The 22294-nt window shown below is 40.4% G+C and carries 19 protein-coding genes and 1 pseudogene; 11 read left to right on the forward strand and 9 right to left on the reverse strand.

Annotated features, from left to right (window positions below; translation table 11 throughout):
• Positions 1-2 precede the first annotated feature (2 nt).
• From atpG to ABLB98_RS00755, 3 genes are read left to right on the forward strand one after another with little or no spacing between them, the layout of a single operon-like run.
• On the forward strand, positions 3-872 hold the full coding sequence (atpG, locus tag ABLB98_RS00745) for a F0F1 ATP synthase subunit gamma (RefSeq protein ID WP_004665202.1): 870 nt from the start codon (positions 3-5) through the stop codon (positions 870-872).
• Positions 873-902: 30 nt separating this feature from the next.
• Positions 903-2297: a F0F1 ATP synthase subunit beta gene (gene atpD, locus ABLB98_RS00750; RefSeq protein WP_004680053.1), complete on the forward strand. Its 1395-nt coding sequence runs from the start codon at positions 903-905 to the stop codon at positions 2295-2297.
• A gap of 28 nt (positions 2298-2325) precedes the next feature.
• A complete protein-coding gene (locus ABLB98_RS00755; protein ID WP_004665198.1) occupies positions 2326-2745 on the forward strand; it encodes a F0F1 ATP synthase subunit epsilon in 420 nt (139 codons plus the stop codon).
• A 75-nt stretch (positions 2746-2820) separates the two neighbouring features.
• Here the strand turns inward: ABLB98_RS00755 and ABLB98_RS00760 are convergent, their stop codons facing one another.
• From ABLB98_RS00760 to ABLB98_RS00770, 3 genes and pseudogenes are all read right to left on the reverse strand, one after another.
• On the reverse strand, positions 2821-3420 hold the full coding sequence (locus tag ABLB98_RS00760; RefSeq protein ID WP_348882759.1) for a hypothetical protein: 600 nt from the start codon (positions 3418-3420) through the stop codon (positions 2821-2823).
• Between the two features lie 130 nt (positions 3421-3550).
• The gene (locus ABLB98_RS00765) at positions 3551-4096 is read right to left on the reverse strand and encodes a glutathione peroxidase (RefSeq protein WP_348882760.1); all 546 of its coding nucleotides are present in this window, start codon (positions 4094-4096) and stop codon (positions 3551-3553) included.
• A gap of 116 nt (positions 4097-4212) precedes the next feature.
• Positions 4213-4985, reverse strand: a pseudogene (locus ABLB98_RS00770) (helix-turn-helix transcriptional regulator).
• Between the two features lie 188 nt (positions 4986-5173).
• Here ABLB98_RS00770 and ABLB98_RS00775 point away from each other — a divergent pair.
• Complete coding sequence (locus tag ABLB98_RS00775; protein ID WP_348882761.1) at positions 5174-6082, forward strand: DMT family transporter; 909 nt, start codon at positions 5174-5176, stop codon at positions 6080-6082.
• Positions 6083-6485: 403 nt separating this feature from the next.
• On the opposite strand, the gene ABLB98_RS00780 is transcribed toward ABLB98_RS00775, so the two are convergent.
• Genes ABLB98_RS00780 through ABLB98_RS00790 form a run of 3 tightly spaced genes read right to left on the reverse strand, consistent with a single transcriptional unit; the run spans position 6486 to position 9384 of the window.
• Positions 6486-7055: a Sua5/YciO/YrdC/YwlC family protein gene (locus ABLB98_RS00780; RefSeq protein WP_348882762.1), complete on the reverse strand. Its 570-nt coding sequence runs from the start codon at positions 7053-7055 to the stop codon at positions 6486-6488.
• Positions 7056-7088: 33 nt separating this feature from the next.
• Positions 7089-8219, reverse strand: coding sequence for a DNA-processing protein DprA (dprA, locus tag ABLB98_RS00785; protein ID WP_348882763.1), 1131 nt, complete (start codon positions 8217-8219; stop codon positions 7089-7091).
• A 13-nt stretch (positions 8220-8232) separates the two neighbouring features.
• The gene (locus ABLB98_RS00790; RefSeq protein ID WP_348882764.1) at positions 8233-9384 is read right to left on the reverse strand and encodes a LysM peptidoglycan-binding domain-containing protein; all 1152 of its coding nucleotides are present in this window, start codon (positions 9382-9384) and stop codon (positions 8233-8235) included.
• A 120-nt stretch (positions 9385-9504) separates the two neighbouring features.
• On the opposite strand from ABLB98_RS00790, the gene def reads away from it, so the two are divergent.
• From def to ABLB98_RS00805, 3 genes are all read left to right on the forward strand, one after another.
• On the forward strand, positions 9505-10035 hold the full coding sequence (gene def, locus ABLB98_RS00795) for a peptide deformylase (RefSeq protein ID WP_004680037.1): 531 nt from the start codon (positions 9505-9507) through the stop codon (positions 10033-10035).
• 23 nt (positions 10036-10058) lie between these two features.
• Positions 10059-10499: a DUF2946 family protein gene (locus ABLB98_RS00800; RefSeq protein ID WP_348882765.1), complete on the forward strand. Its 441-nt coding sequence runs from the start codon at positions 10059-10061 to the stop codon at positions 10497-10499.
• A 73-nt stretch (positions 10500-10572) separates the two neighbouring features.
• Positions 10573-12660, forward strand: a complete 2088-nt coding sequence (locus tag ABLB98_RS00805; protein ID WP_348882766.1) for a TonB-dependent copper receptor — start codon at positions 10573-10575, stop codon at positions 12658-12660.
• 47 nt (positions 12661-12707) lie between these two features.
• Here the strand turns inward: ABLB98_RS00805 and ABLB98_RS00810 are convergent, their stop codons facing one another.
• Both ABLB98_RS00810 and ABLB98_RS00815 read right to left on the reverse strand, forming a co-directional pair.
• A complete protein-coding gene (locus ABLB98_RS00810) occupies positions 12708-13469 on the reverse strand; it encodes a hypothetical protein (RefSeq protein ID WP_249571324.1) in 762 nt (253 codons plus the stop codon).
• Positions 13470-13782: 313 nt separating this feature from the next.
• On the reverse strand, positions 13783-17277 hold the full coding sequence (locus tag ABLB98_RS00815) for a PAS domain-containing hybrid sensor histidine kinase/response regulator (RefSeq protein ID WP_348882767.1): 3495 nt from the start codon (positions 17275-17277) through the stop codon (positions 13783-13785).
• A 185-nt stretch (positions 17278-17462) separates the two neighbouring features.
• Between ABLB98_RS00815 and ABLB98_RS00820 the strand changes: the two genes are divergently transcribed.
• Both ABLB98_RS00820 and ABLB98_RS00825 read left to right on the forward strand, forming a co-directional pair.
• Positions 17463-17795 (forward strand): DUF485 domain-containing protein, encoded by a 333-nt coding sequence (locus ABLB98_RS00820; protein ID WP_005155260.1) that lies wholly within the window; start codon positions 17463-17465, stop codon positions 17793-17795.
• 1 nt (position 17796) lies between these two features.
• The gene (locus ABLB98_RS00825; protein WP_178882836.1) at positions 17797-19512 is read left to right on the forward strand and encodes a cation acetate symporter; all 1716 of its coding nucleotides are present in this window, start codon (positions 17797-17799) and stop codon (positions 19510-19512) included.
• Positions 19513-19563: 51 nt separating this feature from the next.
• Here the strand turns inward: ABLB98_RS00825 and ABLB98_RS00830 are convergent, their stop codons facing one another.
• Positions 19564-20772 (reverse strand): oxygenase MpaB family protein, encoded by a 1209-nt coding sequence (locus ABLB98_RS00830; RefSeq protein WP_348882768.1) that lies wholly within the window; start codon positions 20770-20772, stop codon positions 19564-19566.
• Between the two features lie 85 nt (positions 20773-20857).
• Here ABLB98_RS00830 and ABLB98_RS00835 point away from each other — a divergent pair, with 85 nt between their 5' ends.
• Together ABLB98_RS00835 and ABLB98_RS00840 are read left to right on the forward strand one after the other, a co-directional pair.
• The gene (locus tag ABLB98_RS00835; RefSeq protein WP_050041930.1) at positions 20858-21454 is read left to right on the forward strand and encodes a TetR/AcrR family transcriptional regulator; all 597 of its coding nucleotides are present in this window, start codon (positions 20858-20860) and stop codon (positions 21452-21454) included.
• Between the two features lie 45 nt (positions 21455-21499).
• A complete protein-coding gene (locus ABLB98_RS00840) occupies positions 21500-22195 on the forward strand; it encodes an ion channel (protein WP_005155251.1) in 696 nt (231 codons plus the stop codon).
• The last annotated feature ends 99 nt before the right edge of the window (positions 22196-22294 follow it).

The following is a 22294-nucleotide window of genomic DNA, read 5'->3' on the forward strand; positions in this document are numbered from 1 at the left end:
GTATGGCAAATTTAAAAGAAATTCGCGCCAAAGTAGCTAGTATCAAGAGCACGCAAAAGATTACTCGCGCGATGCAAATGGTAGCTGCTTCTAAAATGCGTCGTGCGCAAGAGCGCATGGCTCAGGGCCGTCCGTATGCCGATAATATGCGCCGTGTAATTGCTCACTTAGTTCAAGCAAACCCTGAATACAAACACCGTTATATGGTTGACCGCCCAGTTAAGCGTGTTGGCTATATCGTAGTGTCTTCAGATCGTGGCTTGGCGGGTGGCTTGAACATTAACTTGTTCAAGAAAGTTGTGCAGCATGTCAAAGCACAACAACAGCAGTCAATTGAAGTTGAATTTGCTTTGATTGGTCAAAAAGCGGTTTCGTTTTTTAAGAATTACGGCGGTAAAGTGCTTGGTGCAACGACCCAACTTGGCGATGCGCCGAGTTTGGAACAGTTAACTGGCTCTGTACAAGTTATGCTTGATGCATTTGATAAAGGCGAATTAGATCGTATCTACCTCGTTTCAAATGGTTTTGTCAATGCAATGACTCAACAGCCTAAAGTAGAACAACTTGTTCCTTTAGCACCAGCGCAAGCAGGCGATGATCTCAACCGTACTTATGGTTGGGACTATATCTACGAACCAGAAGCAGAAGAATTGTTAAATGGTTTGTTGGTTCGCTACATCGAGTCTATGGTTTATCAAGGTGTGATTGAAAACGTTGCATGTGAGCAGTCTGCTCGTATGGTCGCAATGAAAGCAGCGACAGACAACGCAGGCCAATTGATTAAAGACCTACAACTCATTTACAACAAGCTGCGTCAAGCCGCGATTACTCAGGAAATTTCCGAGATCGTTGGCGGTGCCGCTGCCGTTTAACATTATTAAGTTTGAATTGAGGAGACAGCAATGAGTAGCGGTCGTATCATTCAGATCATCGGCGCGGTTATCGACGTCGAGTTTGAGCGCAATAGCGTTCCTAAGATCTATGACGCTCTCCAAGTTGACGGTACTGAAACTACTTTAGAAGTTCAGCAACAGCTTGGCGATGGTGTTGTTCGTACCATCGCAATGGGTTCTACAGAAGGTCTTAAACGTGGCCTTAATGTAACTAGCACAAATGCACCGATTTCTGTTCCAGTGGGTCCTGCTACGCTTGGTCGTATCATGGACGTTTTAGGTCGCCCTATTGATGAAGCAGGTCCTGTAGCGACTGAAGCACGTTTGCCAATTCACCGTCAAGCGCCTTCTTATGCTGAACAAGCAGCTTCTACTGATCTTTTAGAAACAGGTATTAAAGTCATTGACTTACTTTGCCCGTTTGCAAAAGGTGGTAAAGTTGGTTTATTCGGTGGTGCGGGTGTTGGTAAAACCGTTAACATGATGGAGTTGATCAACAACATCGCGAAAGCACACTCAGGTTTATCTGTGTTTGCTGGTGTTGGTGAGCGTACTCGTGAAGGTAACGACTTCTATCACGAAATGAAAGATTCTAACGTTCTTGACAAAGTAGCAATGGTCTACGGTCAGATGAACGAGCCACCAGGTAACCGTTTACGCGTAGCGTTAACTGGTTTGACTATGGCTGAATACTTCCGTGATGAAAAAGACGAAAATGGTAAAGGTCGTGACGTATTATTATTCGTCGACAACATCTACCGTTATACACTTGCAGGTACTGAAGTATCAGCATTGTTAGGTCGTATGCCATCTGCGGTAGGTTACCAACCGACACTTGCAGAAGAAATGGGTGTTCTTCAAGAGCGTATTACGTCGACTAAGTCTGGTTCGATCACATCGATCCAAGCTGTATACGTACCTGCGGATGACTTGACTGACCCATCACCTGCAACAACGTTTGCTCACTTAGATGCAACAGTAGTATTGAGCCGTGACATCGCATCTTCTGGTATTTATCCAGCGATCGATCCACTTGACTCAACTTCACGTCAGTTAGATCCATTGGTTGTTGGTCAAGAGCATTATGAAATTGCACGTTCTGTACAGAACGTATTGCAGCGTTATAAAGAGCTTAAAGACATTATCGCAATCTTGGGTATGGATGAATTAGCTGAAGAAGATAAATTGGTTGTTTACCGTGCGCGTAAAATCCAACGTTTCTTCTCTCAACCATTCCACGTAGCTGAAGTGTTTACTGGTGCTCCTGGTAAATTAGTACCACTTAAAGAAACGATTCGTGGCTTTAAAGGTCTATTAGCTGGTGAATACGATCACATCCCAGAACAAGCGTTCTATATGGTTGGTGGTATTGACGAAGTGATTGCTAAAGCCGAGAAACTTTAATTAGCAACTCTAATTTAAGGAGATTCTCATGGCGACTATGCAATGTGATGTCGTAAGTGTTAAAGAGTCTATTTACTCTGGACAAGTTACGATGTTAATCGCAAAAGGTGCGGGTGGTGAGCTTGGTATTTTGCCAGGACATGCGCCACTTGTAACTTTACTCCAACCGGGACCGATCCGTGTTCAGTTGGAAAATGGTACAGAAGAAATCGTGTATGTATCAGGCGGTGTGTTAGAAGTTCAACCACATGTTGTGACCGTGCTTGCAGATACTGCAATCCGTGCTGACAACTTAGATGAAGCTGCAATTATGGAGGCTCGTAAACAAGCTGAACAATTGTTAGCAAATCAAAAGAGTGATTTGGACTCGGCTGCTGCTCTTGCTGCGCTTGCAGAAACTGCGGCTCAGCTTGAAACCATCCGTAAAATCAAGAATCGTGCAATGTAATTGCAGATTTAAGATTGAGAAAGCCACCGAAAGGTGGCTTTTTTATATGGGATCGAAAATTAAAATAAACGGACTTTAAGCGTTTGAATCATCTTTATTGCCGAGTACTAAGGTTGTCAGTTTCACCATATCCATTTGAATGGCGTTGAACTGCTTTTCAATTTTTGCAAAATCTAGCTGGGCAATGTCCAGTTGACCATGCAGCAAAGGCATGCTCAGAAGTTGCTGGTTGGCTGTAAGTAGACTCTGGCGAATCTGGTCAACCTCATCACTTTTTAGGTTTATTGAAAGTAAAGTGTCATGTAGTCCGTGTAATTCCTGCTTAAGTTCACCTGTGGTATGTTGCAACTGCTGAACATTTTGTTCCTGAATCGCCTGTTCAAGACTGCTTTGCGACTGTTTTAATAGTGCCACATAATCATCGGTCTCAAGCTGTAACTTTGCAATATCGCGTGCAATGTTGAGCATATTGCCACGACTCAGGTTTTGGGTGTCCTGCGCCTTTATCATTTCGGTGCTGTTATCCTGATTCGCTGTTGTAGCAGGCTGTTCAAATTCAGATTCTTGTTCCACCTGCTGATGGTCATGGGGAACTTGATCACAGCCTGTCAGTGTAAATGCAGCAGCAAGTGTCATGGCTGAAAGGATGGCTTTGATCGACTGGTTGTCCATCATGGCTGAACTGCACCAAAATATGTGAAAAACGTCACTATAATGAAAAAATATGAATAAAAAAGTGATTTTTGTAAGGCTTTACATTTTACATAAAAAAGAGCGCACAAGGCGCTCTTATAATTGTTCTGAATTATTTAGTCAGCTCAGTTTCAATCGCACTGACGATACGTTCATCATCTGCGGTAATGTCAGGTGCAAAACGCGCTACGATTTCCCCATTTTTATTGACTAAGAATTTCTCAAAATTCCATAGTACTTCAGGTGGATTGTTTGGTGTTAAGCCATAATCAACGAGGTCTTTCCACCAAGGTCCTTCACCAATACGTTCTGGAATTGCTTGTGTGAGTTTTTGATATAAAGGATGTTTGTCTTCACCTGCAACAGAGATTTTTGCAAATAAAGGGAAGTGGACGTCATAGTTGAGTGAACAGAATTGTTCGATTTCATCATTTGTGCCTGGTTCTTGCTCTAAGAAGTTATTTGCAGGGAAGCCTAAAATTTCTAAGCCCTGATTTTTTTTCGCTTGATAAAGTTTTTCTAGGCCTTCGTACTGTGGTGTTAAGCCACATTTTGAGGCTACGTTAACAATTAGTAGAACTTTACCCTGATATTGATCAAGATCAACGTCTTGACCTTTAATATCTTTAACTGGAATGTGATAAACCGACTGGCTCATTGAATACGTCCTAATGTTGTTGTGACAAGACTTGTTTGTTTTAACTGCTAATTTCGTACAGTGCAATCCTCTTGATATGAATCCATACAAATTATGAGCAAAAGCACGTCTTGGATTTATATCGAGGCATTTTTGAGTTGAATAGGAGTTTGTCCTGTATAGCGCTTGAAGAATTCAATAAAGCTAGAGCTATGGTGATAACCTAAAGTATATGCCAATTGTTTAATGGTCGTGCCTTGACGAATTTGATTGATTGCAAAAATAATTTTGGCTCGATTGCGCCATTCTGACAGAGAGAGTTGCAATTCTTGTTGGCTCAGCCGTAACACATGGCGCTCACTGACCGTAAAGTTATACAATACTTGTTGTAGGCTCATATGAAATAATTCAGGATTCGCAAGTTGATCGAAGATCGGAGCTAAGGTTGGATGCGTGCTTTGCGGTAAATAATGTGTATATGCTGGGGCTTGCTTTAGTTGATCGAATAACACTTGTAATAAATGTTCAAGATATTCAGGCGCAAGATTTTGCTTTTGTTGCTCTAGAATTTGAATGACCAAAGAGCGAAAAAAGGTTGAATACTAAAACAGCGGCAGACATCGCCTAATGCATCTCCGAAACGAGGATGAAGTCGGATGCAAATATAATGAATTTCATGTTCAACAGGGAGCGACTGATGTTCAGTACGCGGTGGCAACCATAGTCCATAACTGGGCGGAGAAAGATAGTATTGCCCCTCAATATCAAACTCCAGCGTACCATTTAAACTAAAATTAAAGTCGCCCCAGAGTGAGGAATGTGGACTGACAATATCATCCTTTTGGTATAGAAATTCATGCACTTCTATACCACTCAGAAAAGGAAATTGCTCAGCAGCATCATGCTTCATCTGGGTGCCCATTTTAGTTTTCGCAGGTGACTTTAGGATTGTTTAGGCTTTTTGCCCATTTTAAGGCGATACACATATTTTAAACCAGCCATGTCTTAAGCGCGATATAAATGTCTGAAATACGATATTTCAATTATTTTGGACATCTTTCAGAATAGTGAAATTGCTGGAATAGGGTGAGGATGATGATGGGTCAGTTAACAAAATATCAGAAATGGGCATTTGTATTGCCACTGATTGCGGTATTGATTTGGTCACTGAACATTGCAGTGACACGCTATGTTGCGGACTATATTTCACCCGTCAGTATTAGTTTTTATCGCTGGTTTGTTGCCTTTCTCATTTTGACACCATTTATGTTGCCCAAAGTATGGAAACAGCGAGCTTTGATTCGCCCATATATTCCTAAATTAGCAGTTCTGAGCGCTTTTGGAATGGTTTTATATCAAGGCCTTTCTTATACAGCAGCACATTATACCACTGCAACAAATATGGGTATTGTAAATGCCTTTGTTCCAGTTTTTACCATTTTTATCTCTTATATTATTTTAAAAGATAAGCCAAATCGATTTGCGATTTTTGGCAGTTTCCTATCATTTTTCGGCCTACTTTATGTAATGAGCCAAGGGCATTTCTCTCGCTTATTTGATCAAGGAGGTCATTGGGGAGATGCTGTTATGGTCTTGGCCGTAGGTTTTTATGCATTTTATGGCGTCTTTCTAAAAAAATGGCAAGTACAATTGCCATTGATGACCAGTCTCTATATCCAAATCGCTTTTGCGTTGCTATACCATCTTCCATTTCTACTTTGGTTGGGCTTAGATGCAATTAATGTAGATAATGTAGCAAGTGTATTGTATGCAGGTATTTTTCCATCGTTGATCGCACCTTTATTATGGATGATTGCTGTACAAAGCATTGGTCCAAACCGTACTAGTATTTTTATGAATTTGATGCCTGTATTTACTGCAATTATTGCAAGTGTATGGCTATCTGAGCATTGGACGATCTACCATACCTTAGGCGGTGTGACGATTTTGGTCGGTATCATTTTAGCGCAAAAGAAAACGGAAAAAGCACCTGCAGAATTGATTTAAAGCGCCACTTAAATATGAAATGATGGTATAAAATTGTTTGAAATAGCGACAAACATATCAAAATTTTTATTTAATGAAGATTATTTCTATATGATTTTCAAATATATTTTAGATATTTATCAAGTTTGTGACCAAAAAAATTTCAATAAAAATAGAAATATAATTTTATTGAAATTTTAAAACTGACAAAAATGGTACGCTTTTCACATTTTTTGTTAGAGAAATAATATATTTGTATAAATCAAATGATTGATCCATAATAGCTTTCAGAGTAGCTAGATTCATTTTTAATGATGAATATACTCAACCAATTTGCAGACCCTCTGGATGTGATTATACACATCCTTTTTATGCTCAGTTATCCCTATATAACTGAGCTTTTTTTTATTCACTATTTACATAATCAAGCGCGAATTACTTCACCTGTTAATGCGTTGAGAATTCGACTAGGGTCTTGGCTAAGTCCTAAATCACCCTCCAAATAATTCAGGGATGCACCAAAATAACCTTGAGCTTGTTCTAAATTTTGTGCTGGGTTTAGTCCCGCGGGATTGGCACTGGTCGATACAATAAAGCCACCAAAGGCATTACAAAGTTCGACGCACAAAGGGTGCGTGGTTACACGTACAGCAACTAATGGATGTTGACCTTTAATCCAAATAGGAATGTGCTCATCAGCGGGAAGTAACCACGTAGTTGCTCTTTCAGTTGCTACACGATCCGTCCAACTATCAATCACTTGCTTACGTATCTTTGGGGCTAAGCTTTGTAACAAATGCTCAACTTGCCCTAAGTGACCTGCTAATAAAATGACTCCTTTTTCAATTGGGCGATGTTTTAGCTCAAGAATGTTTTGAAAAGCTTGTTGATTGAATGGATCGCAGCCTAAGCCCCAAACAGCTTCTGTTGGATAAGCAAGAACTTGCCCTTGCTTCAAAAGCTGTGCTGCTTCCGAAATTGATGAGGTAATCATGGGATTATATTTAGCGACAAAGATAGGGTTATTTTAATGAATTGGACGACAACGTAAATAGCGACCGCCCTGTTGTATACAGAAACCGAGTAATTCTAATTCCATCAATTGAGCTGTAAGTTCTGCGATCGGAATTGGATGACGTTGAGCAAGTTCATCCAAGTCTTGTCCAACCCAGTCGAGACTTTGATAAAGAGCAATCAAATGTGTTGGTAAGCTTGGTGTGATGGTTACATGTTCTTCTGGAATTTGTTGTTGTACTTGCCATTGTGTAGGTAAGGCTAGATCTTCAATAATTTGTTCTGGATGATCAACTAAGGTTGCACCTTCACGAATTAATTGATGGCAGCCTTGATGATACTCACTGTAAATATGTCCAGGAATGGCAAATACCATTTTCCCTTGATTGGCTGCTTCATTTGCTGTGATCAGTGAACCACTTTTCAAAGCGGCTTCTACAACCAAAACCCCAAGACTTAGACCACTAACGATACGATTACGGCGTGGAAAATGCTGCTGTAAAGGTAGGGTAGTCGGAAGAAACTCAGTGACAAGAGCGCCTGTTTGAATAATTTCTTGGGCTAGTTTGCTATTTTGCGATGGATAAACTGTGTCTAAACCTGTTCCAGTCACCGCGATTGTCCGATGATGGGCTAAACCGCCACGATGAGCCGCTTCATCAATTCCGTGGGCTAAACCGCTGCTGATGTAAAATCCTTTTTCACTTAAATAATACGCAAAATCATAGGCAACTTGTCGTCCATGAGGACTCGGCTTTCGACTTCCAACCATAGCAATCTGGGGCTGTAATAATGCTTGTAGCTGGCCTTGACCAAATAAAATAGGAGGGTGATCAGAGTAAGGTAAAAGTTGAGTAGGGTAGTCGATATCTTCAGGGGTTAAAATAAAATCGGTGTGCTTACAAATCAATTGAACCATATGGTCAAATTGCTGCTTTCCGTGTGGGGTTTGGAATTCTTCTAGACGTTTTAAATGATTTTTGTGTAAACCGAGCTGTTGCCATTCAGAAAGTCGATGTGTTTGGACTGCTTCCGCACAACTACCGAAATAGTTTCGAATTTTTTGAAAACTAGAAAGCGAGTGTTGAACCAAGTACCACACCAACACAGTATGATAATGATGGGGCGATAGCTGATTCAACATTTCTAATTAGCGTTTAGTTATCAAGACGAGGCGGCTTGATATTTGAACCAATTTTAATTGGTAACTCACTCTCTAAAACATAGCCGTAGCTGATGCGATCAAAACTTTTGAAAATCATAATACTACCAACATATTGACCTGGTAATTTTATACTTTCTTTGGTCTTTGGATCACGAACAGTTTCGCCATCTTGGTACGTACTAAAAACTTGTCCGATTTCAATGCCATCTGCTGTACCACGGTCAACAGTGACGACACCATTTTTCGCAGCTGTACCTATAGACCCCATGACACGGATGACTTTACCGCCATCTTTCACCTGATTTGGTTCAGTTGGGTAGAATAAAGTAGGTAACATGGCATCTTGTTCAAGCATCACACGATCACCACGACGTACTTCACCAGTATAACTATCAGTTAATTCAAAGGTAGTAATATCTTTTTCGTTGGTAATCGCAACACCAGAAGCGACTTGCGTGAGCTCAACACCTAGATTTTGTTTCTTCCCTTTTTCATCAAGCACGATATACGGTTCACCTTCACGGTATACGCCATAACGTTGACCATTTTCAATACCTTGACCACGCACATAAATGCTCTGGCCTTTGCCTGCAAGTACACGATTATCCGCTGTACCCAAGACATAAGGTGTGTTGCTAATCGCACTCGCTGGAAGTACCGAAGTTCGTTCTAACCATTGTTGAATATCAGCTAATGGAATAACAGGAACGCTATTATTTAAAGCTTCAATACGAACTTTTGGACGTAAAGTAGAAGTATTGCCAGAGTAACGACGAATGATACCGTCACAACCATCACCTTCATCTTTACCAATCAGTGGTTTACCGTTCAAACTACAAAGTAGCAAGCGATCACCAGGATAAATCCAATGTGGATTCTTGACATGTTTATTGCTTGCCCAAATTTCAGGCCAGCGCCAAGGCTTGCTTAAAAATTTGCCTGAAATATCCCAAAGCGTATCGCCTTTTTTCACCACATAGACATGTGGTGCACCCGCTTTTAAGGATGGTGGGTTTGCGTTAGGGCTTGCTGCATGAGTAAGGTTTATGCTCATGCCTAATCCTGCACAAATTGCAGCAGCAATCAGTTGTTTTTTTAACCCCAAGGCATGAAATGATGGTATGCCGTTTAAAACCTTTTTCATTATCATAATTCCTAAAAATTATCTGTGTAGTTGCGTTATAATAACGACTTTACACACAATTTTTTGATCAAGCATTCCCTTCAGTTGGTTTTCTGATCAATGGCATAAATGAGGAACGGTATGGCCTTATTACCTATTTTAAGTTTTCCTGATCCCCGTCTTCGTACCATTGCTAAGCCAGTCGAAGAAGTCACTGATGATATTCGTCAGCTTGCAGCAGATATGTTAGAAACCATGTACGAGGCACCGGGTATAGGTTTAGCGGCAACTCAGGTTGATCATCATATTCAGCTTATTGTCATGGACCTTTCTGAAGAGAAAAATCAACCGATGGTGTTCATCAACCCCAAAGTTACTCCACTGACTCAAGAGACTCAGCCGTACGAAGAAGGCTGTCTCTCTGTGCCTCAAATATACGACAAAGTTGCGCGTCCGTCACGTGTAAAAATCGAGGCAATTAACCTTGATGGTCAAGCATTTGAGTTAGAAGCTGACGAACTTCTCGCAGTTTGTATCCAACATGAAATGGATCACTTAAATGGCAAACTTTTTGTTGATTATTTATCGCCATTAAAACGTCAGCGTGCACGTGAGAAAGTTGAAAAAGTTGTACGTCAACGCGATAAAGAAAAAGTTGCGGTTAAACGTTAACAAATGTTTTTCGGTTATTAAAAGTGCCCTTATTGTTTCGTAGTGGTTTATTGCTTGCATTCACCGCAGTCTGTTTACAGATTGCGGTGTTTTTGCAGCCTCTACTGCCGAAGCAATATCAGATTGCACCTGTCTGTGAAACGATTACCCAAGCGTTATTGTTGCCCAAATTAAAAGCTGAACAGCAGTCTGTATCGCACAATATGCGTCATCATTCACATCAACTCGAAAAAGCACCGGCATCTACAACATCTTCGCACGATCATCACGATCCAAATCACCAGTGTCAATACTGTACGGTGTATGCCAATTTGGTATTACCACCTGAATTCGGCGTGAAAGAGGTTTTAGTCCGAATCCAAATCCGTTTAGTCGCGTATCAACAGGCATTTAAGCATGTTTATTTTGCACTGCAACGGCTATTCTTATTACCTCAAGGGCGAGCACCGCCACTCTTTGCATAAATTAAAACGTCAATTTTATTAGGGTTTTCAAAACTCTAGCCTAGTTTTACTTATGTTTTAAGAGAGACCAATCATGGCTCAAACTAAATTTTTATTACAGCCCCTTACGGTTGCGATTCTTGCTGCCTCAAATAGCACATTATTATGGGCAAATATGGATATTCAGTCCGATAAAACCCATGTTGTATTAGCACCTATTGTCGTTACAGCACAGCAGCCAAATGATGCAAATGGATTGATTATTCACGCTGATCCTAAGCAAGCAATTCAACCTATTCCTGCAACGGACGGTGCAGACTATTTACAAAATATTATGGGATTTAGTGCCATTAAAAATGGTGGAACCAATGGCGATGTCACCTTTCGTGGCATGTTTGGTTCACGGATTAAAATGTTGGTTGATGGTAGTGAAAATTTAGGTGCGTGCCCGAATCGTATGGATGCACCAACTTCTTATATTCAGCCAGAAAGCTTCGATAAAATTACGGTGATTAAAGGGCCGCAAACTGTTCAGTACGCAACGCCTGGTTCGGCTGCAACTGTCATTTTTCAGCGTCAACCTGAAAATCTCAGCAAAGATCAGCCTTATCGTGGCCAAGCCAGTATTTTGATGGGTTCATATGGTCGTCTAGATCATAATATTGAAGCGGCAATTGGCGATGAAACCAAATATGCTCGTTTAAATGCCAATCGTTCTGTTGCAGAGGATTATAAAGATGGCAACGATAAAAGCATTCATTCAAATTGGGAGCGCTGGAATACTGACTTGGCATTGGGTTGGAAGCCAACAGATGATTCTTGGTTAGAATTGCGTGCAGGTAAAGGTGATGGTGAGGCTGCCTACGCTGGTCGTAGCATGGATGGTTCGCAATTTAAACGAGAAAGCCTCGGTCTACACGCTGAACAAAAAAATATTACAGAGGTGATCAAGAAAGTTGAAGCCCAAGTGGACTACAGCTATAACGATCATGTGATGGATAATTTTAGCTTACGTACGCCGCCAATGACGACCATGAATATGCACGGAATGAATATGACTGTGCCAAATAAAATGTCGATGCGGGTTGATCGTCGTACTTTAAATACCCGTTTAGCTGTAACGACAGATTGGGATAAATTTAGCGTCATTTCAGGTGTAGATACGCAGCAGAATAAGCATGGTGGTGATATGGTCATGTATGCCATGCCATCAATGAATTCGCCTTATGCTGAAGATTTGAAATTTCAATCTTATGGTGCATTTAGTGAGTGGACTTATGCAATTGATCAAGATCAAAAAGTCGTAGCAGGAGCGCGTGTCGATCAAGTCAAAATAGATAATCTACAAAATGCGAAAAATCGTAAAGATACTCTACCAAGTGGTTTTGTACGCTTGGAAAAGAGTCTCCCAGAACATGGTTTAAAGACTTATCTAGGTTTGGGATATGTGGAACGTACACCTGACTTTTGGGAGTTGTATAGTACGTCGACAGGTCGAGGCATCAGTTCAACAACCAAGGGTGTAACGACCTATCGTATGCTTGATAATTTAGACAATCTCAAAACTGAGCGTACGGCACAACTTGACCTTGGCTTCCAAGCTGAACATGGTGCTTGGAGTGCGTGGGCTTCAGCTTATGCAGGTTTAATCAAAGATTTTATTTTGTTGGAATATAATACGCCAACGATGAGACAGCCATTGGCACGTAATGTTGATGCCACGATTGCGGGTGCTGAAGCAGGTTTAGGTTATCAATTCACTGATCATTTCCAAGCGGATCTTTCAACCATGTACGCTTGGGGAGAAAATACTTCGGATCATCGCGCATTACCACAAATTGCACCTTTAGAGGGTCGACTAAATTTACGCTATGTTGATGAAAAATATAGCTTAGGTCTATTGTGGCGTGCTGTTGCAAAACAAAATCGTATCAGTTTGAATGAGGGTAATGTGGTTGGTTATGACATGAATGAAAATAAAGCATTCGATACCCTAGCTGTAAATGGAACTTATAAGCTAACTGATGCAGTCGATGTTTCAGTTGGAATTGATAACGTTTTAGATAAGGCTTATACAGAGCACTTAAATAAAGCGGGTGCGTCTATGTTTGGTTATGCTGCAAGTGAGCAGTTTAATAATATTGGACGTAATTACTGGATGCGGATGAGCATGAAGTTCTAATAGACAATAAAAACAAGGTGGTAAATTCCACCTTGTTTTTTATAAAATTAAGCTAAACAATCTTGCTTAGGCATCAAACTATCGCAATACAGTGGATTTAATGCACACTGTAAATCATCAATTTGTTCTTGAGTTACATAGTTTTTTGCGATGAGATATTCTGCGACTCGATCATCACGTAAACTTAAGAAAGCAGCGTCATAAACACCTAAATCTACAAATAAAGCCGCTGTTTCCAAGCTATTGAAATGATCTAAAAATACATCGTTTTCATGCATCAAAAAAATGTGTGTCAGTTCTGCATTCGCATCTACGTTTAAACGTTGTGCTAATTGCTCTGGGCGAGTTTTAATAAATAATAAATCTGATAGTTCATCGAACTGACTTTTATCCAGTTGATTTTCGCCATCTTTGACATGACCTAACCATGCTTTAAAGACCAACACGGCACCACCACGAAGTAGCATACTCCACATTTGATGACGTGTTTCATGATCCACATGAGCGGATTCTGTTTCTAATACATCCAAGAATTTTTGTTCTTGTAACGCTAGTTTTTCAAATAGTCCTAGACCTTGTGGCTGATAAGCTGCTGGTGCAAATACATCAAAATTCAGCTCATGGAATACATTGAGGGCAAGGGGGACGGCTGCTTGATAAAGTGTATTCAATGCTTTTAGATGAGTATCATCTAAGTTGCTCTGTACAAAAATATTCTGCCAGTTGAGCTCTGGTAATAATGCATTTGCACTGTATTGGCGGTAAAACTGTAACTCGTTATGTTCTGAAGTGGCTTGATTGCTATTCATGATCATGTCCTTTATGGCGATTGTGTTAGAAACCTAAAACAGCAAAGACATAGGTTTCTATCATTTTGATCAATTTATGCGTGATTCAGAAAACAAGTAGAATACGACTAAAGTTGTATATGTGGTTTTTGTGGTAATATTTATTAACAAAAACAATATCTTAATTAATTGTAAGTAAGTGTACAAACGTTCACTAGTGTAAGTGAACGTTTTTGCCATAGCCAATAAATTTTTGAGCATTTTGGTCAATTTATTGTCATTTTAATGCGCTTTTTTTGATGGTTTTTGCCTATGTTTCAAAATATTTTGCCATTTAGCTCATTGGCATAATTTTTAAAGCAGAAAGCCATGCACGTAAACCCGCAGGTTTGAGCGGTTTTTTCAATAGAACAATATTTTGCTGTTTCAAATATTGAGGCAACTCAGGATCAGAATCTGCTGTAATTAATGCGACTGGAATGTGTGCAGGGCGATATTGTTCAATAAAATCTAATCCCCGTTGATTATGATTTAAATGCTGATCGATTAACCACACTTGAATATCTTCTTGTTCAATTAGTTTTAGTGCTTCCGATGGTTCAGTCGCGGTAAAAATTTGATAGCCCCACTTACTTAATAAAGTCCGCATACCTTGTAAAATAGTTTCATCATTGTCTAAACAAAGCACTTTATATGCAGTATGTTGCAGTGCGGTCACATGCGATGTAGTCGCTTGAATTTTTGGTGCTTCGGCGAGCGGTACTTCGATCATAAAGCAAGAACCTTTACCTAATTCTGAGTAGACATGCACTGGGAAATCCAGCAGGCTGGTCATACGTTGAACAATCGCGAGACCAAGTCCAAGTCCTTGTTCACCCCAAGGTGAGGTATGCCCGCAACGCTCAAATTCTTGGAATAATTTCACCCGTTGTTGTTCATTGATCCCAGGTCCTGTATCCCAAACACCGATTCGAATATGGTTTGGTCTTTGTGCAGAACGTAATACACCAACAACGACACGACCTTGTGCTGTATAACGCAATGCATTACTAACGAAATTCTGAATAATTCGTCGCATCCATTGTGGATCGGTATCAACCCAGAATTGAGTATCGTGTACAGACAGTTGAATATTACGCTGCGCTGCAATTGATTTGAATTGAAGTTCAAGATCACTCAATAAGTCATGTAATGAATAGGCTTGGCGTTTTGGTTGGATGGTTCCACCTTCTAAACGGGCAATATCGAGTAGGGCAGAGAGCATGCTTTCAGCACCATACAGTGCGCGATCAAGTTGTTGTAAGGTTTGTTGATCTTCAGTTGAGCTGACACTCTGTTCCAATGCCGTACTGAACAAACGTGCTGCATGCATCGGTTGCAGTAAATCGTGACTGGCCGCTGCCAAAAATCGACTTTTAGATTGATTGGCTTTATCGGCTTGTTCACGGGCAAGTTGCTGTTCAGCTAGTGCATTTGCAAGCTGTTGAGTTCGATCACTCACTCTTTCTTCAAGAATCGCTTCATTTTCGCGGAACGCAGTAATATCGGCGAAGGTCGTGACGAATCCTCCACCCTCAATAGGATTACCGCGCATTTGAATGACCAAGCCATCTTTACGAATACGTTCAAATTCATGGGCGCTACCGACTTTCATCCAGTGAATTCGTTTACGGACATGTTCTTCAACTGAACCGGGTCCACATTCTCCACGTTCTGCGTTATATCGAATTAAATCTGCAATTGGACAACCGACATAAACGAGGTCTTTAGGATAATCAAATAAGGTAAGATATTGATTGTTCCATGCAACCAAACACATATTTTTATCAACAACACTTACCCCTTGAGTCATGTGGTCGATCATGGTCATCAACAGGTTTTGGTTAAAGCGTTGCCATTGTGAAGCTTGATCGAGAATATTCGCGACTTGCCCTAATGCTAATCCATTATTGATCATGGCGGTGGTGAGCAAAGTACGTGCTGATGCAGCACCAATAATGCCTGCCAAGTATTGTTCAGTGAAGCGCCACCACATGCCATTTGCAACATGATTTTCATTGAGTACGACATGATTTTGTTCACAAAATTGCTGGAACGCTTGTGTCGTAGGGCGATCACCTGTAATACGTTTAGCCAGAGCCAATAAATCGCCAACTTTGAGCCGTGCTGCATTTTGCGGTAAATCGGTTAAATCAAGGTTTGTCTGGGTAGAGGGTAAAGGTTTGCTTTCATAGTAGAAAAAGCTTTCAGCCTGAATCTGTTCCGCAACACTTGGTCGATACAAACGAGAACCCCAAATATAGCAAATAATATTCAGTCCCAAAGACCACATGACACCATGAGTTAATGGTGCAAAAGATTCAAAACCAAGTAAAGCTTCTGGACGTAAGCTATTAATATCGAAAGGTCCAAACAATAATAAATGTTGTGCGAACGCTTGATATTGTTCTGGGAGACTACGTAACAATGTAGGAAATAATAGTGTGTAGCTCCACATTATGAAGCCTACGATCAGACCAACATAGACACCCTGACGGCTTGCACCGCGCCAATATAAACCCCCAATGAGTGCTGGCGAAAATTGCGCAACTGCGCTAAAAGCCAATAGGCCAAATACTGATAATTGATTAATGTCATTAAAAAAGTGGAAGAATAAAAAACCCAGTAACATCACACTGATAATACTAATTCTTCGAGTCAGTTTGAGTACTTTTGGTAATTGTTGATCGTGTCGAGAGATAATCTTAAAGTGCCATAAAGCAGGCATAATTAAATCATTACTGAGCATGATAGAAAGTGCGACTGAGGCAACCAGTAACATACCTGTTGAAGCAGAGAAACCACCTAAAAAAGCGAGTAATGCCAGCCAATCTTGCTGATAACTTAGAGGGAGAGCCAATACTGCAATATCGGGTGTACCTAATGTATCAGGAAGCGAGTGTAAGGCCCAACTGGCGATAGGAATAATCGCCATAATTGTTAAAATTAAATAAGCTGCAAACCAGCGTCTGGCCCCACGAATATGTTTTTCATCACGTAATTCGACTACGGCAACATGAAACTGTCGTGGTAAACAAATCATAGCTAGCGCAGCGAGTAAGGTTTGTACCCAGAAGGTTTCAGGAACCCCTAATTGTTGCAAATCTTGAAAATGTTGAGTGACATCATTGCTGACTTGTTTGATATTTTCGGGGGATTGGAATAAGAAAAAAACTGCAACGCTAAGTAATGCAAACAGTTTTACAAAAGATTCAAAAGCGACTGCAAGCATTAAGCCGCCGTGCTGTTCAGTATGTGCAATATGCCGCGTGCCAAAAATCATAGCCAAAATCGCAAGTACTGCTGTAAGTAATAACACACTATTTGTGCTGGTATGAACATGTGCATTCTGTTCGAGTACAACGGAGGCACTCAATGCAATCGCTCTTAATTGCAAAGCGAGATAAGGGATAATTGCAATCACTGCAAGAATAGTGACTAAGGCTGCGAGACTACCGCTTTTGCCATATCGGGCAGCAACGAAATCGGCAATTGAAGAAATGGCATGATGCTGACGAATCCTTCCTAACCGTTTCCAAATGTCGTAACCAAACCAAATAAAAAGTAATGGTCCTAAATAAATTGGTAAGAAAATAATACCTTCACGGACAGCTGCACCTGTTGCGCCGTAGAATGTCCAAGATGAGCAATATACGCCTAAAGTTAAGCTGAACATCAACATGCGACCACGTGTACTTAAGCGACTGGCATGTTTTTCTCCAAAAAAAGCACAGCCGAATAACAGTGCGATATATAGGGCAAGTGCCCCAATAATAAGCCAATTGTTCATATTGCTCACGTGATCAAACTCCATTTTCTATCATACCCGAAGCATCAAAAGGGTTATGAGCAGAGATTTGTATTTAGAGACCAAAGTCTAAGTTACGAGTCAAGCATAATCTTGTTAATTTAAATAATGAAAAATCCCTAGTAAAAAAGGGGTCCACGGCTGGACACAAAAATAAGGAGTTAATGATGGATGACTCACAGGTAGAACGCATTCTACACAATCCAAAGTTTCAAGAAATGGTCAGCAAAAAACGTACATTAAGTTGGACATTAACAGCAATCATGTTGTTTATCTATGTCGGATTTATGCTTTTAGTTGGCTATAACAAAGAGTTCCTAGCAAGTTCTTTTAGTGGTGGTGTAACAACATGGGGCATGCCCCTCGGTTTAGGCATTATCGTACTGTCATTTTTATTGTGTGGTGTCTATTCATACATCGCCAATAATAAACTGGATCAGTTGAATGAAGAGGCTCTCAAGGAAGTTGAGGCAATCACACATGAAAAAGGGATGCACTGAGATGAAAGGGACCTCATTCAAAGCGAAACTGTTCGCGCTTGCAAGCCTATGTTGTTCTCAAGTTGCATTTGCTGGCCCTGATTTAGGTGCAGCAGAGCAACAAGCAACGAACTGGCATGCAATCATCATGTTCACCATTTTTGTTGGTTTCACTTTGTTTATTACTAAGTGGGCAGCAAAACAAACCACGAATACAGCTGATTTCTATACCGCAGGTGGTGGAATTAGTGGCTTCCAAAATGGTTTAGCGATTGCAGGTGACTATATGTCGGCCGCATCGTTCCTCGGTATTTCAGCACTTGTGTTCAGTTCAGGCTTTGATGGTTTGCTCTATTCACTTGGTTTCATGGTCGGTTGGCCAATCGTACTTTTCCTTGTTGCTGAACGTTTACGTAACTTAGGTAAATATAATCTTTCTGATGTAGTTTCTTTCCGTTTGGAAGAAAAACCAGTTCGTACCTTAGCTGCATTAAGTTCTTTAGTTGTGGTTGCATTTTATCTGATTGCTCAAATGGTAGGAGCAGGTCAGTTAATCAAATTACTTTTTGGTTTGAACTATAATATTGCGGTTGTAATCGTCGGTTTGTTGATGATGGCATACGTAATTTTTGGTGGTATGTTAGCAACCACTTGGGTACAAATCATTAAAGCCGTAATGTTACTCAGTGGAGCAACATTCATGGCATTCATGGTAATGAAAGCTGTTGGCTTTAGTTTCTCAAACATGTTCAATCAAGCGATTGGTGTGTATAGCCAATCTCACAGCATTAGCTGGGATGAAGCTGCAAAAATCATGGGGCCTGGTAAATTGGCTGCAAACCCGATTGATGCGTTATCACTTGGTCTTGCATTAATGTTTGGTACAGCAGGCTTACCACATATCTTAATGCGCTTCTTCACTGTTAAAGATGCTAAAGAAGCTCGTAAATCAGTTGTAGTTGCAACAGGTTTCATTGGTTACTTCTATCTGCTCACCTTCATTATCGGTTTCGGTGCGATCTTATTCGTTTCAAACAACCCTCAGTTCCTTGATGTCGCTAAAGCAGCGGTAACAGGTAAATTAGAGTTGGTTGGTGGTAACAACATGGCTGCGGTTCACTTAAGTGATGCAGTTGGTGGCGACTTGTTCATGGGCTTCATTTCAGCAGTTGCATTTGCAACAATCCTTGCTGTAGTGGCTGGCTTAACACTTTCAGGTGCTTCTGCGATTTCACATGACTTATATGCAAACGTATTCAAAAAAGGTCAAACTACGCCTCAATCTGAATTACGTATGTCAAAAATTGCAACTTTAGGTTTAGCAATCTTTGCCATGATTCTTGGTATCTTGTTTGAAAAACAAAACGTTGCGTTCATGGTTGGTTTAGCATTCTCGGTTGCATGTTGTGCAAACTTCCCAGTACTTGTATTGTCTATGTTCTGGAAAGGTTTAACGACACGTGGTGCAGTGATTGGTGGTGTTGTTGGTCTAGTAACTGCAGTAACCCTGATCATTCTTTCTAAAGCAGTTTGGGTTGACACGTTGAAAATTTCAGACACCCCAGTGAATCCATTCAATGGTCCTGCAATTTTCGCGATGCCATTATCTTTCCTTTGCTGCTGGTTCTTCTCAGTAACTGACAAATCAGCTCGTGCAGAGAAAGAGCGTAAAGCGTTCGATGCTCAGTTTGTTCGTTCACAAACAGGTATTGGTATCTCTGGTGCATCTGATCACTAAGTAGATCGAATCCTAAGAATTAAAGCCCTCAACATTTGAGGGCTTTTTCTATTATTGATGCATACTGGCCAGTTGTTGCGCTTGATTACGATAGAGTGACAAACCGATCCGTTGCAAATGCCGTCCTTTTTCTTCAAGCAGTTGATTTAATTTTGGGATATGTTTGGCACCTGTATAGAGTGCTAGATTGCGACCAATTAAATAATAAGCAAACCATGAGGCTGACTGTGGTGCTAAACCCAATTTCTGCATTTTCTTGCGACCAATAAAGAACTGGGTAATTTCGAGGTGTTGCTTATAGGCGAGTTTTTGCTGAAAAGAGCGTAGGTAACGATATTTCCGTTCAAAGGGTTCTTTTGAAAGACTAGAGCCAAGACAAACACTGCTCTCATCAGATTGAGGATGTGCAAACTGCATCCAGTACATGAGTTTCCAGCCATCAGCTTCATTATCCACTAACCATTTTTCTTCAACGCCCATCAACCAGCCTGCGTATTTCCAGAAATGTAAAAAGCTGTCAATTTCTTGCTTGTTTGGAAAAATCCCCAAAGCCCGAATACCCAGCAATACCACACCGCTAAAGGCAATATTGGTCATGGCCTGATCATATTGATTGATAGGCAAACCCCAAGTTTCAGCATCCCATTTTTCAGATTTTTGCAGTTGATGACGCACCAGCGAATGAATAAAACGCACAAAAATCGTTGAGGTAAAGCCCTTGCTAAAACGTTCAAACCCATCTTTCTCGGTGATATCGACCCACCATTTGGTGGTTTCGGCCAGGCGAGTGCCCGCCTGTTTCTTTAATGCGCCTGTCAACACTAATGGCTGGTTAAAGCCAGGATACAGATAACCTGTCATGAGCGAAACATCTCTCAGGATGAGGCCATTATTCACACCCAGCCGATAGGTAAATTTCAGTGCCTCATCAATCTTGCCTTGATCGTACCAAATGGGTTTTTGTTCAATGAGCCGAAAAAACTCAGTGAGTTCAGGAATCTCATGTGGCAGCTTGTCCAAACCCTCATACAGCGCCGTTTCAAAATACTTACGGTGTTGTTTTGGGTTTTGTAATACCCAGCGCAACACCTGATCCATCGGCTCATCACCACTTTGCAGGGCAGTATTCAGTGCCAGATAGTCCCCATAACTCGGTTGAATTTGTTGATGCGTCATATAACCAAGAATTTTGGTTTTAATATTTGATTGAATCATGTCTTCAAACGCTGCTAAGCGTTTAGGTTTAACGATGCTTTGCATTGCATAAAGCCCCTGATTGTTATTTAATCAAAGCTTAATATGAATAAATATTCGTATTCAATTCGCGTTTTAATAAAGGCTGAACATGAGAAAAAGACCCCAGCAGCAACGTGCAAAAATGATTGTCGAAAGTATTCTGGAGGGAACGCAAAAATGTATTTCTGAATATGGTGTATTACAATTAACAACACCTAAAATTTCTGAAAAATCAGGGGTAAGTGTCGGATCAATTTATCAATATTTTGAAAATAAAGAACAGATTGTTGCTGAACTATTGTTACGTAAAAGCGAAAATTTAGGGCAGGCACTAAAGCAGTTAGTGATGCTCCAACAACAAACAGCTATTCAAGACATCATCACATTAAGTATCGCTTTTGGTTTTGAATCATTGAAATCGGATCATGGTTTCTTTATCGAAATCTTAAAAAATTGGCATGCCTATAGTGATTCAGAAGCGGCACAAGTATTAGAGCAGCATTTCTTGGAAGTGGGTATGTACTTATTTGGACGTTATTACCCCCATTGGGATTTTGAGACTTTAAAACACAAGTCTTTTGTGATTATTAACAGTACCTTATTTACCATGATGCGTTATGCCAGTAAAAATACCTTTTTAATTGAAGAACAACGTTTACAACAAGAACTCTCTAAAATGATTGTTGCCTTTTTAGATACGGTGTGATGCCATTAACTTAATGAAAATCATAACAATCACATGGAAAACAACATGCAAAGCTTAAAACAATTTTGGGGCAGTTTTCGTTTATTACCTTCTGCGTGGTTGTTGTTGGTGCAATTGGCATTATTAGTTATGGCGATGTTGACTTATGGAGATAGTGAATATCGTGCCTTAACTTGGTCACTAGGTGTTTTAGCTCTCTTAATTATTGCCAAGGTCATTCGCCAAACACCAGTATTCACATTTTGGGGCTTAGTCTTTGTCAGTGGTGCTTTTCTATTTTCAATTTTAATTTTTATTGGCTATGACAATTCAAAAATCCAAATCATCGCTTATAGTTTTGAAGCATTAGCGTATTTTTATGCTGCTTATGGATTATTACGTTATATGTTTGCAGATCGTTATCTCACCAAAGATGAATTATTTGCTGCAGGTGCAGTTTTTACCCTCATCGCTTGGGCATTCGCCTTTTTATATAGTATTTGCCAGTTGCTTTTACCCCATAGTTTTCAAAACCCAAATCAGCCACAAGATTTACAAGTTTGGCTCGATTTATTATTTCTGAGTTTTAGTCTGCAATCAGCAACGGGTTTATCTGATTTGATGCCAATTAGCCCAGCCGCTAGAGTATTAACCATGCTACAAATGTTTGGTGGGGTGATGTATCTCGCTGTCGTGGTTTCTCGATTAATTGCATTACAATACATTGCCCATTTACCTAAGCAATCGAGCGATAAAGAATAAATACAGTTACAGCATTACAACTGCTTTATTTTTCACATTTTTTATAATCAGTATCGAGTTTTACACCGCTGAACTCGCTTTTATTCACTATGTGAATGT

The organism is Acinetobacter yuyunsongii (genome assembly GCF_041021915.1).
Lineage (GTDB): Bacteria > Pseudomonadota > Gammaproteobacteria > Pseudomonadales > Moraxellaceae > Acinetobacter.

What these genes read in the sequence shown, in the direction of transcription:
- ABLB98_RS00805 (WP_348882766.1), top strand. Translation starts at nt 10,573, where the DNA reads ATGGCTCAAACTAAATTTTTATTACAGCCCCTTACGGTTGCGATTCTT.
- ABLB98_RS00835 (WP_050041930.1), top strand. Translation starts at nt 20,858, where the DNA reads ATGAGAAAAAGACCCCAGCAGCAACGTGCAAAAATGATTGTCGAAAGT.
- ABLB98_RS00830 (WP_348882768.1), bottom strand. Translation starts at nt 20,772, where the DNA reads ATGCAAAGCATCGTTAAACCTAAACGCTTAGCAGCGTTTGAAGACATG.
- ABLB98_RS00780 (WP_348882762.1), bottom strand. Translation starts at nt 7,055, where the DNA reads ATGATTACCTCATCAATTTCGGAAGCAGCACAGCTTTTGAAGCAAGGG.
- ABLB98_RS00820 (WP_005155260.1), top strand. Translation starts at nt 17,463, where the DNA reads ATGGATGACTCACAGGTAGAACGCATTCTACACAATCCAAAGTTTCAA.
- ABLB98_RS00840 (WP_005155251.1), top strand. Translation starts at nt 21,500, where the DNA reads ATGCAAAGCTTAAAACAATTTTGGGGCAGTTTTCGTTTATTACCTTCT.
- ABLB98_RS00765 (WP_348882760.1), bottom strand. Translation starts at nt 4,096, where the DNA reads ATGAGCCAGTCGGTTTATCACATTCCAGTTAAAGATATTAAAGGTCAA.
- ABLB98_RS00825 (WP_178882836.1), top strand. Translation starts at nt 17,797, where the DNA reads ATGAAAGGGACCTCATTCAAAGCGAAACTGTTCGCGCTTGCAAGCCTA.
- ABLB98_RS00790 (WP_348882764.1), bottom strand. Translation starts at nt 9,384, where the DNA reads ATGAAAAAGGTTTTAAACGGCATACCATCATTTCATGCCTTGGGGTTA.
- ABLB98_RS00755 (WP_004665198.1), top strand. Translation starts at nt 2,326, where the DNA reads ATGGCGACTATGCAATGTGATGTCGTAAGTGTTAAAGAGTCTATTTAC.
- ABLB98_RS00810 (WP_249571324.1), bottom strand. Translation starts at nt 13,469, where the DNA reads ATGAATAGCAATCAAGCCACTTCAGAACATAACGAGTTACAGTTTTAC.
- atpD (WP_004680053.1), top strand. Translation starts at nt 903, where the DNA reads ATGAGTAGCGGTCGTATCATTCAGATCATCGGCGCGGTTATCGACGTC.
- def (WP_004680037.1), top strand. Translation starts at nt 9,505, where the DNA reads ATGGCCTTATTACCTATTTTAAGTTTTCCTGATCCCCGTCTTCGTACC.
- ABLB98_RS00760 (WP_348882759.1), bottom strand. Translation starts at nt 3,420, where the DNA reads ATGATGGACAACCAGTCGATCAAAGCCATCCTTTCAGCCATGACACTT.
- ABLB98_RS00815 (WP_348882767.1), bottom strand. Translation starts at nt 17,277, where the DNA reads ATGAACAATTGGCTTATTATTGGGGCACTTGCCCTATATATCGCACTG.
- ABLB98_RS00775 (WP_348882761.1), top strand. Translation starts at nt 5,174, where the DNA reads ATGGGTCAGTTAACAAAATATCAGAAATGGGCATTTGTATTGCCACTG.
- dprA (WP_348882763.1), bottom strand. Translation starts at nt 8,219, where the DNA reads ATGTTGAATCAGCTATCGCCCCATCATTATCATACTGTGTTGGTGTGG.
- atpG (WP_004665202.1), top strand. Translation starts at nt 3, where the DNA reads ATGGCAAATTTAAAAGAAATTCGCGCCAAAGTAGCTAGTATCAAGAGC.